Source organism: Gilliamella sp. WF3-4, assembly GCF_001690275.1.
GTDB lineage: Bacteria > Pseudomonadota > Gammaproteobacteria > Enterobacterales > Orbaceae > Gilliamella > Gilliamella apicola_C.
The window spans coordinates 135,395-151,791 of sequence record NZ_LZGW01000017.1; the positions used below are offsets into that span (position 1 = coordinate 135,395).

The following is a 16,397-nucleotide window of genomic DNA, read 5'->3' on the forward strand; positions in this document are numbered from 1 at the left end:
AGGTATCCACTTTAGTTATTTGGTCATCTATATTATATATGTAGACTAATAGTTGGAGTCTACATATAGCCTATATATTTAGTCTTTTCTTGATAAAACAAGTATTAAAGTCGCCAATTCTTTTTTCTCTGCGGCACTTAAGCCAGAGACTCTCTCTTTTGCGATCAGTTCATCTTGCCTTTGGGCGAGTATATTATCATACAACTCTTTTAAAGTATGTGAAAAAGTTGAGCTTATTTCATCATCTTGATAATGGTGCTCCCATGTTGATAAACGGCTTAACTGTTTGTAAAACGGCCTGTCTATGCATTCTGTTAATATTTGTGCTGTTGTTATATTGGGATAACGTTGGCATAATTCAAGCAATTCGATAAAAATCTCAATTCCAGCCATGTTAACTTGACGAATTGCATTGAGATCAGAAACTTGCTCAGCAAGATTTGGGTATTGAAGTAATAAACCAATTAAAATGCGCATCGTAGTTAATTTTATTTGTGTTCTAGGTGTATTTTCATTGGCTTTTTCATCTTTTTTAGAACGATTTTCATTTAACAATTGTTCTAGTTGAGAAACATCAAGTAAACCTAAATAATTACCTAATTTTTGTAATAAATTTAATCTGAAAGCTTTTGCTCTAATTTGATCAAGCAACGGTAAAGCTAGCGAACTTAATTTCGCTTTTCCTTCAGCCGTTTTTAAATCAACTTGCTTTAAAAGCTCATCAAATAAAAATTTTGATAGATTTGGCGCTTCATTTAAATATTTTTCAAAACCCTCTTTACCAACTTTACGCACAAAAGTATCCGGATCTTCATCTTGAGGTAAAAAAGCAAAGGTAATTTTCTTTCCATCGATTAAACAAGGTAATAAAACGTTCAAAGCTCGCCAAGCAGCGTTTCGTCCAGCATTATCACCATCATAACAAAATATGACCGAATCTGTAGCTCTAAACAGTAATTTAATATGTTCTTCTGATGTTGCCGTGCCTAAAGCGGCAACAGCATAATCAATGCCATATTGAGCAAGCGAAACCACATCCATATAACCCTCAACCACTACAAGTTGCTGAGGGTTACGATTAACCTCAAGTGTTTCATAAAGTCCATATAACTGAAAACCTTTATGAAAAATAGGAGTTTCTGGCGAATTAATATATTTTGCAGGATCATTAATGATAGTTCGCCCACCAAATGCTATAACATTTCCTTGCCTATCTCGAATAGGAAACATGATTCGCCCGCGAAAACGGTCATATTGGTTATGGCTATCATTGGTTACTAACATACCCGCTTGCTGATAAAGTGCAGCTTCAGCTTTTGTTTTAACCACATTTTGTGATGTTAATCGCCATTCATTAGGCACAAAACCAATTTTATATCTGGCGATAATTTCGGCATTAAGCCCTCTTTGTTCAAGATATTTATGGGCTTCTATGGATGTTGGCAAGGCCAATTGCTGTTGATAAAAATTAGTAATTTTAGCCATTAATGCATACAAGTCACGGCGCACATTTCTAGATTCGATATGCTTTGATTGATCTATTTGACTATTATCAGTATCAATATAAGGTACCTGAATACCTTGCATGCTAGCTAATTCTTCAATAGCTTCAGGGAAAGATAACCGTTCATATTGCATTAAAAAATTAACAACAGATCCAGAGGCACCGCACCCAAAACAATAATAAATCTGCTTTTTCTCATTAAGTGAAAAAGAGGCGGTTTTCTCATCATGAAAAGGGCAACAACCAAAATAATTATTCCCTTTTTTTTTCATTTTGACGCGCTTGCTAATGACATCCAAAATATTGGTTCGAGCAATTAGATCTAAGGTGAAATCGCGAGGAATAAAACCTTTCATGATAAATTTTAACCAATTTTGCTGTTACAGAAAGGCAACAAGCCGTATTAAAAATACGGCTTGTTAGAATTCTTTATATTAGAAGATAACAAATTGATTTTAATATCAATTCCAATTTTCAGTATAAATAATTTTAAAACTATTAATATAGACGAGTGCGACGAGCGTTTTCTCTTTCTAATTTCTTAGCATGACGTTTAACAGCTGCAGCTTTTGCTCGTTTACGAATAGTGGTTGGTTTTTCGTAAAATTCACGATTACGAACTTCAGCTAAAACTCCTGCTTTTTCACAAGAACGTTTGAAACGACGTAATGCTACATCGAAAGGTTCATTTTCACGTACTTTAATTACTGGCATGTGCCTCTCACCTCAAATTTGTTTAATATCACAAGGGACTAAAATTTAGTGCGTAATTTTACTCCTAATCGATATATGTTGTAAAGTAAAAAATAGAATTATTATCAGACTACAAATTAATTTGCTAATCAAAATATAGCGTCAGATAATAAATCAAATCTCATTAAGAATAAACAGGAGTTTTTCATGCCATCATTTACAGGTCAATACCCACAACGCCGCTTACGTCGTAACCGAGTTCATGACTTTAGTCGCCGTATGGTTGCTGAGCATAGCTTAACAGTTAATGACCTAATTTATCCCGTTTTTATTGTTGAAGGGAATAATACAACTGAACGGGTAAGTTCAATGCCAAACGTTAATCGAATGAGTATTGATGTATTATTAAAAGAAGCGGAACAAGTAGTTAAATTAGGGATCCCTGTCCTTTCATTATTTCCTGCTATTGATCCGATAAAAAAATCATTGCTAGCGCAAGAAGCGTATAATGAAAATGGATTAGTACCAAAAGCTATCCGAGCATTAAAAAAAGAATTCCCAGAGCTAGGCATACTCACCGATGTTGCTCTTGATCCTTATACTACACATGGACAAGATGGAATTATTGATGAACACGGATATGTACAAAATGATATTTCCGTTCAAACGCTTACTAAACAAGCGTTAATGCAAGCAGAAGCAGGTGCTGACATTATAGCACCAAGCGATATGATGGATGGACGCATTGGTGCAATACGTGATGAACTAGAAAAACAAGGCTTTGTTAATACGCAAATTATGGCTTATTCAGCAAAATATGCATCAAGTTTTTATGGACCTTTTCGCGATGCGGTCGGTTCTGCTAAAAATATAAAAGGCAGCAATAAAAAAACTTACCAACTCGATCCAGCGAATAGTAGTGAAGCATTACAAGAAATTTATCAAGATTTAAGTGAGGGTGCAGATATGGTCATGGTTAAACCAGGCATGCCTTATCTTGATATAGTTCGAAGAGTGAAAGAAACTTTCGCTGTGCCCACATTTGCTTATCAAGTATCTGGGGAATATGCCATGTTAACAGCAGCAATCCAAAACGGTTGGTTAGATGAAAAATTAGCAATTATGGAATCTTTACTTTGTTTTAAACGCGCTGGTGCAGATGGTGTTTTAACCTATTTTGCTAAACAAGTCGCTGAGTGGTTACATCAAAAATAACAATATTTGTTTAAATGTTGATAAATCCTTTTCTAATTCAAGGTGATTATATAAAGAAGCTAAATTAATTAGCAGTTTTGTTGTTTGTTTATAATACTTTTATAAACAAAAGTTACCTTTTATCAATATGCAACAACACTGAAAGCCCAAAATAAGCCATGTTGTTTTTATTTCGGCTCGCTAAGATTCTCTTATTTTAAAAAAGATTTGAGTTATCAACTAAAATAAGCGAGCCGATGTATGGGAAAAATTGATTAAATCATCAATTAGTATTTTTTCCCAGTTTTGGGCGATTGACTCATTGTGGGATGAGTAGCTCCAACTTACCATCATCGTCAATGAGCATAGCTTTTAGTTGTAGCCATTACGCTGATCGCAGATGGCTGCCTAATTTTTTATGATATTTATCATGGCATAACTATTCGTCCATCTCTGAATTAAGGCGCTTTTCGATAGCCAGTTTATTAAAAATAACCATTAACTTATCTAAGTCGTCTTGAGTTTTTCTATTGTTAGCTAATTTTGCTAGTAGATATTATGAATATTTTTTATCCATTTTTATTTGTCTGTTTTTTATATTACAATATGTTAACAATAAGCAAATACACAAAATTATTTACAAGATCGATAAAATTTTAAAGCTACGCTAAAATTTGGAATTACATATTTTTTAAATGTGCTATGGCAATTAAATCCAATGTTAATAACTAAGTAAACTTGCTAATTTTGGTTATTACAAGAGCCATAACCCAAATAAAGGTATATGATATGAGGCACATCATTTATCGTTCTGATGTTAAACCGACACTCAAACAAGCAATTACCCTTTATCGTCATTGTTCGTTAGGTGAACGTCGTCCTCTTACCGATACTGCGCGCTTTCAAGCTATGTTAGATAATGCTAATTTGGTGATAACCGCTTGGCATGATGAGAAATTGATTGGCATTGCGCGTTGTTTAACTGATTTTGTTTATATTACTTATTTGGCAGATCTTGCAGTGGATGAAAATTACCAACGACAAGGTATCGGTAAGCAATTAATTCAAGAAGTGAAAAACAATACTGGTAAATCATGTTCAATTACTCTACTGGCTGCACCACAGTCAGTTGATTATTATGCTTATATCGGTTTTAATGCGCATCCTTCCGCTTGGATTTTAAGAGAAAATTAAAATGAGAATCATCTTAGCATCAACATCTCAATCACGTAAAAAAGTGCTTGAAAAATTAGCTATTCCTTTTGAATGTGTGCCACCGATTTGTGACGAGACGCCACTTAAAGGCGAATCAGCCGAGCAGTTAGTCGTTCGTTTAGCCCAAATGAAAGCACAATCATTAGTTACTAGCTATCCCAATAGTTTAATTATTGGTTCAGATCAGGTGGGGGTGTTAGACGGTAATATTGTTTGTAAACCGCATACGGTTGATAATGCCCGCAAACAGCTTCGACAAAGCAGTAGTAAAGCTTTCTATTTTTATACTGGTATGACAGTAATTAATACCAAAACTCAACAACAAACCACCATTTGCGAACCGTTTAAAGTGACCTTTCGACATTTAACTGATTCAGAAATTGATGCCTACATTAGCAAAGAGATGCCTTTACAATGCGCTGGTAGTTTTAAATGTGATGAGTTAGGTATTACCTTATTTGATAAACTAGAAGGTAATGATATTAATTCGTTAGTCGGGTTACCACTGTTAAAACTAAATAAAATTATGATTGAAATGGGTTGTAATCCACTATTGTTGTAAAGCAAACAAGTTAAATTCCCCCATTTTGACTTAGCGTTGTGTTAATCGACTTATTTAATCAATAAATTTTCCAGCCGACATTTTCAAAATTGTTTGGCTATAACTAGCTACATCATTATCATGGGTGACAATTAATAAGGCTGTGCCTTGCTGGTTAATTTCGGTTAATAGTTGCATGATATCCGCCGAGCTTTCGTCATCAAGATCACTGGTTGGTTCGTCAGCTATAATGATTTGTGGACGACAAATTAATGCACGTAAAATAGCAACTCTCCGCATTTCACCACCAGACATATTGGCGGGATAAGCATCTTGTAAATAACTTATTTTAGCTTTTTTAAGTAGGCTTTGTGCGTAACTTAGGCTGTTATCATTGGAACGCTTAGTTAAATAGAAAGGCAAGCGGATATTATCTAGTGCGGTTAAATTAGGGAGTAAACTACTACCTTGTGGAATATAACCAATATGTTGATTGCGAAATGCCGATACCTGTTGATCATTAAGTTCAAATAAGTTGGTTTCATTAATGGTGATTTTGCCTTGTGTTGGTGTGAGTAATCCTGCAATCATGTTGAGTAATGTTGTTTTACCGCTACCCGATTTACCCATAATGCAAATAAAGTCATTTTTTTTCATTGAAAAACTGACATTATTTACTGCTGAAAAGGTTTTTTTGCCACGGTAATAATCTTTACGTAGATTTTTAACATTTAGTAACATTATTCGCCCTCTCTAAGCGTACTGTAAGTATCAAATTTAGTCATAGATAATGCACTATAGGTACTTGATAACGGGGCAATGATTAACGTAAGAATAAAAACTATTATTGCATATAATAGTGCATCAAATAATGAAATATTCATACACGGCAAACCGATTGATTGACAAATTAATAGGCTAAATGCATAGAGTAACACTGTTGCGATTACGATGCCGGCAATGCCACCTAATGCACTGATTATTAGAGATTCTCGTAACAACATTTTGACTAGATCACGGCGTGAAGCGCCTAATATTCGTAATAAACTGATTTCGCGTTTTCGTTCATTAAGTGAAGATGAAAAAATAACAAAGATCACAATAATTGCCAGAATCCAAAAAATAGCCGATAGACTATAAACAATAGTTGAAAAGCTGGTTAACCATTTAGATATATTGCTTAACATGCCTTTAGTCATGATAAAGTCAATATTATAGTCAATAGCATATTTAGGCATAATTTGATTAACAATGTCTTTAGACTGATAATCAGAATTAACTTTGATAAAAATTGACGAAGCATAATCTGCAAAATGGTCAATATCGCCCTCAATTAACTTAGCTTCTTTCATTAATGATTGCGCTGCTTGCATGGTCATAAATACTGACGTGTCGAAGCCCATACCGGTACTATCCATTTTTGCAGCGATTTTAAATGGGTGATTAAAAAACATGATTTCACTACCTACATTAGCACTAATTTTTGAACCGACAACGACTTGATTGTCAGTAAGAGGCGCTGAGAGTTGTGATTGCAACCAAGGTTTAATCACAAAATCACTATGCTGATCAAAACCAATTAATTGGACTTTAGATGAACAACAACCTGCATTTAGCGATGCAATAAACAGTTGTGGCGAAATCGCATTGATGCCTTTGATTGCTTTTATCTTATCGATCAAATCAACTTTTAAATAAAAACTACTCGGTTCACCACGCAATAAGGCAACTTCTAAATTTTTTTCATAACCATGGGGGACAATAAGAATATCAGCTCCTAACCGATTAGCCATGCCAGTAATACCCAAGCTAAGGTTTTTCATTAGCACGCTACCACCAAACAGTGTTGCAGAAAAAAGCATGATAATGATAATCAAACAGCAACTGCGAAATGGTCGTCGCTGTATATTGCGCCACGCTAAATTTGCCATAGTGATCGGTTTTTCTTGCATGTTAACTTCCTGCTGGTGTAATTAAAAAGTATCTTTTTTTATGCCGAATAAAGATAAATAAGCGTTTAGCCTTTAAAAGTTAAATTGTCGATTTTTAGTCTTTTTATTTAAATAATAAGTGTTAATGATAGCAATAATAAATAATAAACTAGATAATAACACTAAGGCTGGTTTTGCCCCCATATTACATCGCATCATTTCGTTAGAGCAAACGCCAATTAAAATGGTTGGAATTGCTATGGCTAATAACGAAATACAGGCAAGTGCCATACTTAATCCCATGCGAACAAAGGCAGTACTGCTAATTAATAGCAATGTGCCAATAGTTATCACTAAACAACCAATACCGATTTCAGCTCTGGCTGTCCAAAAACATTTCATGATTTTTCCTGTACTAGCATGCATGTGCCCACTATGCGCAAGCTCACTACTAGTGCTACTCATTGTATCAATCGGTGTGGTTACAGCTTCAGGCGGTGGACAAACTGGCAATATATATAATGGAAATAAAATAATTAACACACCAATAACGATAAAAATACTTGACGAAATAATACGATTTTTCATATACGACAACCCATTGTTGATTAGTTGTTTATAACACGCGCAATTTTGCCGTGCTCAAGTACTACTGTAGTTTGAGCATGTTTTGACACTTCTGGAGAGTGAGTAACGACTATTATTGTGCTACCTTCTTCGTGTAGCTGATGCAGTAAATTCATGACCATCGTTTCATTACTTTCATCTAGATTACCAGTTGGCTCATCGGCCAAAATTAATTTGGGGTAATTAATCAATGCTCTGGCAATACATACACGCTGCTGTTCACCGCCTGATAGCTGCCTTGGTAAGTGTTTAGCTCGTGCAGCAAGCCCAACTCGTTCTAATGCTTGCATAGCTTCTTTTTCATCAACCATGCTGTGATAATATTGTGCAACCATCACATTTTCTAAAGCAGTTAAATATGATACTAAGTGAAATTGTTGAAATATTAGTCCTATCTTATCTCGGCGAATTTCGGTCAATTCGGGCAAAGAAAGTTGAGTAATATCTTGCCCATCCAAAATGACTGAGCCCAATGAAGGCTTATCCATGCAACCAATGATATTCATCAAAGTGGTTTTACCACTGCCTGATGGTCCCATAATTGATAACCATTTGCCTTCTTCAACCGTTAGATTCACTTCAGACAGCGCATGGAGCGAACCATAAATCTTAGACACATTGTTTACTTCGAGTATATTCATACTTTATATCCTATTCGCCACGCAACACTAACGCAGGCTCTATTTCAAGTGCACGTTTTACTGGAATTAAACATGCAATGACTGTTACTATCGTTGAAATAATAATCGTGGTTGGGATTAAATAAAACTCAATAATAACGGAGCGCCCAAACACACTACTGCTTATGATTTGAGCAAAAATAAGCCCGCAAATAGCACCTATAATTCCTCCTACGACACCTAAAACTAATCCTTCAGCTAAAAACTCTTTGGCAATACTTATATTATTTGCGCCTATTGCTTTTTTAAGACCAATTTCTTGACGGCGCTCCATAACCACTGTCATCATGGTGGTAGCAACACAAATCATGGTAAGTATCAGCACGATAAAAGTAACTAAGTAAAGTAATGAAGATAGTTTACCTAATACCGAAGATTCCGATTTTATTACCCATTTAATTAAATGAGGCTCAAGTGTTGTCATTTGGTTTTTAATGACTTCAATGTAGTGTTGTAACTCAGATTCTGTTGCAGTAATACTGACTTCAATAACTTCAGCTTGTTCGTTTTCTTCAAGTAGTTGTTCTAGCGCATGCAAGTCAATAAAGATAAAACCATCTTCTGCCCGTCCTGTTTTAACAATACCCGTAATTTTAAGTTCTTCATCAAAACGGGAATCTTGTTTTGATTTGCCCAAAATGGGCATAGTGTTGCCAACGGTTAATTTTGCAAAATTAGCAATATCGGTACCAATAAGTATTTCATGTGAATTTTGCGGTAATGTTCCTTCAATACGCCAATAGGGGCTGGTTTTAGTAATTTGTTTAAAGTCTGTTCCCACAATCGTATAAGGTTGCTGATTGCTACGAATTAAATCATAACGAAATGGCGTGACGCCAAGCAATTTATCTTTTGGTAGAAGGTTTACCGCTTTATTGACATCAGCTATTGCCACAGTTGGTTGATTATTAGTTGGCAATAATAGAAGATTGGCGCCATAAGAACGGAATTCTTGTCCCATTTGCCGTGGTATATCATAACAAAGTGTAATCATACCAAGCAGTACAGTCGCACCTATGGCAACACCAAGTAAAGCAATAGTGATGCGCGAACAACGGCGAATAAGCGAACTCAGCACCATTTTAATGATAAAGCGTTTATTGTTATTGATCATAATACTTACCTTTCATCTTATCGGCCATGTAACACATCGGTTGGGCGTAAAAACATCATAATACGTAATGCGGGTAAGCTACCTAAAAAAGTGATTAGGCAAACCATAATTATAACTAACGGAACAATGATCATTTTAGGTTCAACAAATGAACCAAATACGGTATAACCTATAATTTGCGCAAAACCAAGGCCAATAAAATAACCCAAAATGCCGCCGAGTAAGGCAATAATCAAAATTTCAGTGAGTATTAACATAGCAACAGCCGTATTGGTTGCGCCAAGCGCTTTTAATAAACCAATTTCGGTACTTCGCTCTATTACATTGGCTGTTACCAAATTCGAAATAGCTAGAGCAGAACAAACTAGTGATAAGATAGTGAGGAATAACATTAATAATTGCGTTTTTTGTAAAATAGAGCCTTCAGACTCGGCAACCTGCATAATGGCCTTTACACGCACATTGGGCATTAACTCTTCCAATTGATAAGCAATTGAGCTGATATAAGCGGTGCAATACCATGTATCCCACTCTGTTCTGGATAAGCTATTTGGATCTTGTGCTGCTTTTCTGGCAAGTTCGTTTTCAGGTGTGGTTAATGCGCTGACTTCAACTCGTTCAACCAATCCTTTTTTATTAGCAAGATCTTGTGCCACAGGTAACGAAACAAAAAGCTGCGTATCTTCAATTCCACCACTATGAAAAATATTATTAATTTTCAATGTGATCTTTTTATTTGTTTGAGGTGAGACGATATCGATTGAGTCTCCTAGCTCTAAATTCCACTGTTTAGCAATAGATTCCCCTACCATAACGGCTTGTATATTATCATCTGTTATAGTGTTACCTTCAATTGCCCACCATGACTTCATGGCTAATATACCTGTATCAACTTGATCACCTGTCGGTATATTAAGGTGTTTATTAAACCAAGTTCCAACTACTGTAACAGGTTTATCGTTAAAAATAGCTTGAGTTGTTAAAAAAGGCGCAAAATCAACAATATTGTAAGCCCAAAAAATCATTTTAATTTTCACAAGATCTTCTTGCTTAATATATTGTAATGTCTGTTGCCTACCATTATTGTCGAGTTGATACATTTCATTAATAATGGCATTACCACGAGGAACAATGTTTAAATTAGCACCATAAGCTTTTAATTCTTGATTAACTTTATCGCCAACATCAAACATTACATTTAACATAGCAGTAGCAAGCGAAACACCTAAAGCGATAGTTAAAGCAATAAGCAAGACTTTCTTTTTTTGGCGAACTAACACGCTTATTAACATTCTGCTAAACATTATCCAATTCCTTTTAATACGTTTTTATTTAAAACGACTTTTTTCTGCTTCAAGATTAGCAGGACGGATCACCATGTTACCATCAATAATTTCATATTTAAGTGGTACAGGATTACAACCACCAGGAAATCCAATTGTGGCAATATTCATCACTACATCACATAAAATACAAACCACTTGATCACCCCGTTGGTAATAACCACTTGCTCCACAAATATCACAAGCATCAAATCCAACACCATAAGCATTATCGCTTTTTTTTATGATAATAAAGCGAACTAAGGTACCATCGGTTGCTTGGTAGCCATAACGATGTAAATTACCATCATTGACTTTATCAAGAGAAATAACAATTAATCCATCACTATTAGGCGATATTGGTTCTGCTGGTGTAAGTTCTACTCCTTTTTCAAAAATATAACGAGCACGCGTTACGGTATAAGCGGTTATCGCCGAACCTGCCATAATCAATAGCGCATTTCTTCTATCGTTGCACAATTGCGCTTTAAGTTTGCGAATTTGAGCAGGGTTGCTGCCTACTAATGAGGTGGTTTTTGACTTTATGAACAAGATTAAAGCTAAACCAAGCACAATTGCCATAAAAATAAAAGTGAAGCAATTAACATGGCTAAGGATAAAAATGACTAATTCCATCATCCATGGTTGTGATGAAATAAAGCGCCTAACAATTAGAATTTGTAGAATATTAATACTGTTTTGGATAGTGAAAATAATGATAGACAGTGAAGTAATGACAAAAACAAATTTAGCAGATAAGCGATCGCAGACGCGGTAAATAAATAATCCTGTTAGCAAAACAACAAGCAAAGAAAAACTATAACCAACCCATTTAAACAAGTAATCATTATTAAATATAGAATCCATCCCGACTGAAAATTCGAATGGATAGAGTATTAAATTGGGTAAGAACTGGGCACTTATCGAGCCGATACCAAGCGTAAATAGGAGTGAAAATAAGATTATGCCAACGCAGTTATCAATAGTTTTTTGTAAGTAAATGCTAGCCATTAGTGGTATAGCAATTATAACCCAAAGCGTAATTACTCCAAGATCATAAAACTCACGAACCGCGAAGCCAGTATTACGTTTTAAAATGGCATAAATCAATGATGCTATCAATCCCAATATAAAACCGAACAAAATATTCTTTTTACCATAAGGAAAGGTTGATTTTACAATCGCTGCACTTAATAGTGCCATCATCATTACAGGAACGAAAGTATTATCGGTAATATTAATAAGATATTGAAGCATATTTATTGCCTAGCTATTCCAAATGTTATTGGTGAGCACAAGCTCACCATAACTGATGATCAATTATTAAATATAATTATACTTAGTTTTTTCTAATAATTACCATGCACGCGGGATATAATCAAAGTCCCAAGAAACTTCGATTGGCTTTTTCCAAAAACGCCCCTCGACACCTGTTTCTTTATCTACGTGTAACAAATAACCTTGCTTTTCTGGATTTTCAATAATAAATGTAACTTTATATTTACCAGCACCGTCAAGCTTAATATTATTACCATAATGAGGACCATCCGATGCATTCATTGGCATAAAGTTACCTTCGATAGCTTTATCACTGCCTTGTTTTTGAATTTTATATTTAACGGTTAAATAAGGTACAAAATCACCGACACCATAACCTAAATTATTACCTTCAGCAGCTGAGATATCCGCTTCAATATGCATATCTGATTTTGATGCAGGAAGCCCCCCCATACTAGCTGGCTCCATATCCACTGGTTGAAAATAAACAGCACCAATGTGTAATGGGCCAACAGTGACTTCATCACCAATTGGAAACTCCTCAAATCCTTTTTGTTCACCTGGTGTTGGCGCCGCTGCGTGAACAAATGAAGATAAAGCAAGCATTGAGGCAATACTCGCTGATAAAACTAATTTTTTCATTGAAAACTCCTTCACGTTGTTTTTGACTACTTTTTATTTTCATAATATTTATGCAATATTCTAACCATACATTCCAAATGGTTTGAATTAAATAATATTAGTCATGCTTACCATTTTTTATTTTTATGGTTGCATTGAAATTTGTAATACATAACTGACACTAACACAATAAATACCATAACAACTTGTGGTAATAAAGTTTCGATTGTTGGGTAAATACCTAATACTTCAATAGAGTGCACAAAATCAACAGGCGTAACAGTAATAATATCTGCTTCTTGGAGTTCTTTTACTCCACCTCCAGCAAAAGCTATCGCCATGATATACATCAAAATACTCGTGCCTATAAAGAAAGGTCTGATTGGTAACTTCATAGTACCAAAACGAATAACAACAAAAATAATTGCAAGAACAATCGTTCCTATCACAAGTCCATACCAAACCATATGTATGTGTTCTTTAGCTTCAGTAATCATGGCTTGATAAAATAAGATTGTTTCTGCTCCTTCCCGAAAAACAGCTAGAAAAGCAGCGAAACCTAAAGCTAAACAACTACCAGATGAAACAGCAGTTTGTACTTTTCCTTCAACATAACTCTTCCAAACCTCAGCTTCTGCCTTTGAAAACATCCAATTACTAATAAAAAATAACACTATCGTTGCCAAAAGCATAGCGACGCCTTCAATAATTTCTTGATTTGCACCACTGATATCAAACACAGTATAAAGGGCAATAGCAGCTAAAATACTGGCAAAAACTGCAACAACTGCGCTCATATATACCACCTTGAGCATAGCAATATTACCAGAACGCACTAAATAAGCTGATATTGCTGCAATCACTAAAATAGCTTCAAGACCTTCTCGAAAGATGATAATAAACGATGCGAATAAAACACGCCAGCCACTCTCTTTTTTACCATCCAATTCGTTAGCATCTTGATGCAACATTTTTAAAATAGTGTCAATTTCTGCTCGAACAACTTTATTGGGAGCACCATTTGTCATTAATCGTTTAATTTTAGCAAATTGGTATTCAGTATCAGTGCCTCGTTTGCCCGAAATATAAGACATAACAGCACGCTCAACACCATGTTTTTCATAAAAGCCAAAATAAGCTTCATTAACGCGGGCTTTTGCACGTTCAGCATCTGTCATGAAATAGATATCATAAGCATCATTTAAAATTTCATCCATTTCATCAACAATGGCATTCCAACTTTCATACTTTTTTGCTTGTGCATAAGAGGTTGGCGCAAAAGCAATTAAGCTTGCAATAAATAATAAAACCAGTGTTAAATATTTTTTCATAATTATTTAATTGCCTTTTATTTTCCTAATATCAGCATACCAAGAGGCTTGCGATCTTCAGGCAATTCTAGTGCTTGAATTATGGCATCTGACTTGATGGAATGAATATAACGAGCATTTAATTTCAATGCTGCCGCAGCTAAATAAGCATTCTGACTCATTGCGCCAACAGCAGTATAATTAAAGTGAGCACTTTCTTCGGGATTTATATCAGCCAATACATTAGCATCTGACACAAAAATTAATGAATAGGCGGCTCGCTTAGTAAAATTTTGCAAACCAATGTCGGCGCGAATATCTTTATTATTAATTTCTCTTAAATAATGACCTTCCCACTCATATAAAAAAGTGCCTTTTTCACCAGCAATATAAATTCGTACATAAGGAGGCTTACCTTTAACCATTGGTACTGTCCATCCTGTTTTACCTCGGTTCAACCCACTTGCTGCCCAAAGCACTTGTGAAAGTTCCTCATCAGAAATCTTACCAGTAGGAAACCCGCCACCAGATGTTGAAGCACGTTTTTTTAAGCTTTCAAATAAGCTCATTCCATCTTTTATTTGTGGCTTAGGTAATGAAATATCGGCATAACATAACGCGAAAGGAATCAACGATGATAATAGAATTAAAGCTAATTTTCGTACATAACACGACATAGTAATACCTAATTATTTGACATTATTGGCGATATCTTATTGCTAACGGTTTCAATTATCAACATCAAATGCTAATAATTATCATTTGATATATGAAAAGTCTGCTTTTGCCATTAGCACTTTTCAAGTTAGGCTATGAAGATAATGTGATAAATTAAACAGCATTAACCGATATTTTTATTTTTTTATGTATTGAGTATATACTTTAGCAAAATTGATTTTTGAGAAATTGAGTAACAAATCTTATGCCATTATCGACATTCATTGTTTTACCTCTTTTTATTATCACAATTGTTTTTGCCTCGCTCTTTAAAAAGAAAAAATGGCAATTTTTAATCGTAACTTTATTAACGATTTTTATTGTAATGGAGCTAACTTCTATCTACTTTAGTGGTGGATTTATTGATTATCAGTTTTATGTGAATTTAAATATAAATGATATTATAGAAGGGCTATTTATTTTTAAATTGCAAGCAGTTTTGGTCATTGTAGTCTTTTTTTCTTTCATTTTTTTACTATTAAAACTCGCTAATTGGTGTAAAGGGAAATGCCGATTATTGCCTCGTGCGTTACTCGCTGTTATCGCTATATTTTCAATTAGTTACCACAATGGACCATTAAGCCGGTTATATGAAATATATCAGGTTACTAGTGCTCCGCGCGAACCATTTGAGCAAGCATTGCAATCACTCAACATGACTAATTACACCAATAAAAACCAGCTTGTTAGTCAACAAGGTAAAAATATTATTGTGTTATCATTAGAATCGTTTGAACAAGGTTTTCTCGACTTTGAAGATATTACACCTAATTTACGGCATCTTCGCCAAGATTATACTTTTTTTACCAATATGCCAATGAGCCCTGGAAGCACTTGGACGACTGCTTCCATGTATACTTATATGACAGGCATGCCATTTTTAATTGGCGGTTACACAACATCCCCATTAATGCGTGCAAACCAAACAAACTTAGTTAGTTTGGGTGATGTGCTAAAACAAGCTGGATATCAAATCCGTTATGTGATGCCTAGCCCTGATTTTGCTGGTATTGGGCATACTGCTGAGCTTTTGGGTATGCAAGTCATTTCGGAAAAAAATTACGTTGGGCAATACCCAGCAGCACCATTTGGATTATATGACAAAGATATTTTTGATGTTGCGCAAAAACAGATTACACAAATGCGTCAAAATAACCAACCATTTGCCTTATTTGTATCAACCGTTTCAACTCATGCTCCAAATGGTTTTGATGACGAAAGAATGAAATCAATTATTTCACCCAAACCAGATAATATGTCTTTTGTTGCTGCTTCATTAGATCATAATTTAGGGTTATTTATTCAACAATTAAAAGATGAAGGGGTATTAGAAAATACTGTATTTTATATTTTCCCAGATCATTTAATGATGGGATCTGGCACGCCAACCATTAATCGCCTTTCACAAAAAGAGCGCAAGCTTTATCTATTAACTAACGCAAGTATACAAGATCTACAAAAAACACCCGATCAAACCATTTACCAAATTGATTTGCCTCGTTTAATTTTAAATGGGGCACAAGTTGCAAGTAATGGCAAATTTCTAACTGACTATTTATCTGCCCCTAATTTTGATAAAAAACAGTTTATTGAAAAAAATAAAGCCAATATCGCAACGATCAATAATTCAGCACAGGTATTTAAATAGGT

The 16,397-nt window shown here is 34.8% G+C and carries 16 protein-coding genes; 4 read left to right on the forward strand and 12 right to left on the reverse strand.

The features are described from left to right. Positions 1–78: 78 nt before the first annotated feature. Positions 79–1,860, reverse strand: coding sequence for a DNA primase (dnaG, locus tag A9G47_RS03970; protein ID WP_065642221.1), 1,782 nt, complete (start codon positions 1,858–1,860; stop codon positions 79–81). 142 nt (positions 1,861–2,002) lie between these two features. Next, complete coding sequence (gene rpsU, locus A9G47_RS03975) at positions 2,003–2,218, reverse strand: 30S ribosomal protein S21 (RefSeq protein ID WP_034882800.1); 216 nt, start codon at positions 2,216–2,218, stop codon at positions 2,003–2,005. 186 nt (positions 2,219–2,404) lie between these two features. Between rpsU and hemB the strand changes: the two genes are divergently transcribed. From hemB to A9G47_RS03990, 3 genes are all read left to right on the forward strand, one after another. Next, complete coding sequence (gene hemB, locus A9G47_RS03980) at positions 2,405–3,412, forward strand: porphobilinogen synthase (protein WP_065567858.1); 1,008 nt, start codon at positions 2,405–2,407, stop codon at positions 3,410–3,412. A 768-nt stretch (positions 3,413–4,180) separates the two neighbouring features. Beyond that, the gene (locus tag A9G47_RS03985; RefSeq protein WP_065567859.1) at positions 4,181–4,585 is read left to right on the forward strand and encodes a GNAT family N-acetyltransferase; all 405 of its coding nucleotides are present in this window, start codon (positions 4,181–4,183) and stop codon (positions 4,583–4,585) included. 1 nt (position 4,586) lies between these two features. Continuing rightward, positions 4,587–5,168, forward strand: coding sequence for a Maf family protein (locus A9G47_RS03990; RefSeq protein WP_065567860.1), 582 nt, complete (start codon positions 4,587–4,589; stop codon positions 5,166–5,168). 54 nt (positions 5,169–5,222) lie between these two features. Here the strand turns inward: A9G47_RS03990 and A9G47_RS03995 are convergent, their stop codons facing one another. The 10 genes from A9G47_RS03995 to A9G47_RS04040 all read right to left on the reverse strand — a co-directional run bounded on the left by A9G47_RS03995 (position 5,223) and on the right by A9G47_RS04040 (position 14,707). Next, positions 5,223–5,888 (reverse strand): ABC transporter ATP-binding protein, encoded by a 666-nt coding sequence (locus A9G47_RS03995; RefSeq protein WP_065642222.1) that lies wholly within the window; start codon positions 5,886–5,888, stop codon positions 5,223–5,225. Continuing rightward, on the reverse strand, positions 5,888–7,099 hold the full coding sequence (locus A9G47_RS04000) for an ABC transporter permease (RefSeq protein WP_065642223.1): 1,212 nt from the start codon (positions 7,097–7,099) through the stop codon (positions 5,888–5,890). The genes A9G47_RS03995 and A9G47_RS04000 overlap by 1 nt, the downstream gene beginning before the upstream one ends. 72 nt (positions 7,100–7,171) lie before the next feature. After that, the gene (locus A9G47_RS04005) at positions 7,172–7,666 is read right to left on the reverse strand and encodes a DUF4418 family protein (RefSeq protein ID WP_065567863.1); all 495 of its coding nucleotides are present in this window, start codon (positions 7,664–7,666) and stop codon (positions 7,172–7,174) included. Between the two features lie 20 nt (positions 7,667–7,686). Next, complete coding sequence (locus A9G47_RS04010; RefSeq protein ID WP_065567864.1) at positions 7,687–8,346, reverse strand: ABC transporter ATP-binding protein; 660 nt, start codon at positions 8,344–8,346, stop codon at positions 7,687–7,689. A 10-nt stretch (positions 8,347–8,356) separates the two neighbouring features. After that, the gene (locus A9G47_RS04015) at positions 8,357–9,499 is read right to left on the reverse strand and encodes an ABC transporter permease (RefSeq protein WP_065567865.1); all 1,143 of its coding nucleotides are present in this window, start codon (positions 9,497–9,499) and stop codon (positions 8,357–8,359) included. Positions 9,500–9,516: 17 nt separating this feature from the next. Continuing rightward, a complete protein-coding gene (locus A9G47_RS04020) occupies positions 9,517–10,803 on the reverse strand; it encodes an ABC transporter permease (protein WP_065642224.1) in 1,287 nt (428 codons plus the stop codon). Between the two features lie 24 nt (positions 10,804–10,827). After that, the gene (locus A9G47_RS04025) at positions 10,828–12,078 is read right to left on the reverse strand and encodes a Fe-S-containing protein (RefSeq protein WP_065642225.1); all 1,251 of its coding nucleotides are present in this window, start codon (positions 12,076–12,078) and stop codon (positions 10,828–10,830) included. Between the two features lie 99 nt (positions 12,079–12,177). Continuing rightward, a complete protein-coding gene (locus tag A9G47_RS04030; protein WP_442903230.1) occupies positions 12,178–12,705 on the reverse strand; it encodes an iron transporter in 528 nt (175 codons plus the stop codon). Between the two features lie 143 nt (positions 12,706–12,848). After that, positions 12,849–14,051 carry an FTR1 family iron permease gene (locus tag A9G47_RS04035; protein ID WP_065642227.1) on the reverse strand — a complete coding sequence of 401 codons (1,203 nt, stop codon included), beginning with the start codon at positions 14,049–14,051 and terminating at the stop codon, positions 12,849–12,851. Between the two features lie 17 nt (positions 14,052–14,068). After that, positions 14,069–14,707, reverse strand: coding sequence for a nitroreductase family protein (locus tag A9G47_RS04040; protein ID WP_065642228.1), 639 nt, complete (start codon positions 14,705–14,707; stop codon positions 14,069–14,071). A 245-nt stretch (positions 14,708–14,952) separates the two neighbouring features. On the opposite strand from A9G47_RS04040, the gene A9G47_RS04045 reads away from it, so the two are divergent. Beyond that, positions 14,953–16,395 (forward strand): LTA synthase family protein, encoded by a 1,443-nt coding sequence (locus A9G47_RS04045; protein ID WP_065642229.1) that lies wholly within the window; start codon positions 14,953–14,955, stop codon positions 16,393–16,395. Positions 16,396–16,397: the final 2 nt, after the last annotated feature.

What these genes read in the sequence shown, in the direction of transcription:
- dnaG (WP_065642221.1), bottom strand. Translation starts at nt 1,860, where the DNA reads ATGAAAGGTTTTATTCCTCGCGATTTCACCTTAGATCTAATTGCTCGA.
- rpsU (WP_034882800.1), bottom strand. Translation starts at nt 2,218, where the DNA reads ATGCCAGTAATTAAAGTACGTGAAAATGAACCTTTCGATGTAGCATTA.
- hemB (WP_065567858.1), top strand. Translation starts at nt 2,405, where the DNA reads ATGCCATCATTTACAGGTCAATACCCACAACGCCGCTTACGTCGTAAC.
- A9G47_RS03985 (WP_065567859.1), top strand. Translation starts at nt 4,181, where the DNA reads ATGAGGCACATCATTTATCGTTCTGATGTTAAACCGACACTCAAACAA.
- A9G47_RS03990 (WP_065567860.1), top strand. Translation starts at nt 4,587, where the DNA reads ATGAGAATCATCTTAGCATCAACATCTCAATCACGTAAAAAAGTGCTT.
- A9G47_RS03995 (WP_065642222.1), bottom strand. Translation starts at nt 5,888, where the DNA reads ATGTTACTAAATGTTAAAAATCTACGTAAAGATTATTACCGTGGCAAA.
- A9G47_RS04000 (WP_065642223.1), bottom strand. Translation starts at nt 7,099, where the DNA reads ATGCAAGAAAAACCGATCACTATGGCAAATTTAGCGTGGCGCAATATA.
- A9G47_RS04005 (WP_065567863.1), bottom strand. Translation starts at nt 7,666, where the DNA reads ATGAAAAATCGTATTATTTCGTCAAGTATTTTTATCGTTATTGGTGTG.
- A9G47_RS04010 (WP_065567864.1), bottom strand. Translation starts at nt 8,346, where the DNA reads ATGAATATACTCGAAGTAAACAATGTGTCTAAGATTTATGGTTCGCTC.
- A9G47_RS04015 (WP_065567865.1), bottom strand. Translation starts at nt 9,499, where the DNA reads ATGATCAATAACAATAAACGCTTTATCATTAAAATGGTGCTGAGTTCG.
- A9G47_RS04020 (WP_065642224.1), bottom strand. Translation starts at nt 10,803, where the DNA reads ATGTTTAGCAGAATGTTAATAAGCGTGTTAGTTCGCCAAAAAAAGAAA.
- A9G47_RS04025 (WP_065642225.1), bottom strand. Translation starts at nt 12,078, where the DNA reads ATGCTTCAATATCTTATTAATATTACCGATAATACTTTCGTTCCTGTA.
- A9G47_RS04030 (WP_442903230.1), bottom strand. Translation starts at nt 12,705, where the DNA reads ATGCTTGCTTTATCTTCATTTGTTCACGCAGCGGCGCCAACACCAGGT.
- A9G47_RS04035 (WP_065642227.1), bottom strand. Translation starts at nt 14,051, where the DNA reads ATGAAAAAATATTTAACACTGGTTTTATTATTTATTGCAAGCTTAATT.
- A9G47_RS04040 (WP_065642228.1), bottom strand. Translation starts at nt 14,707, where the DNA reads ATGTCGTGTTATGTACGAAAATTAGCTTTAATTCTATTATCATCGTTG.
- A9G47_RS04045 (WP_065642229.1), top strand. Translation starts at nt 14,953, where the DNA reads ATGCCATTATCGACATTCATTGTTTTACCTCTTTTTATTATCACAATT.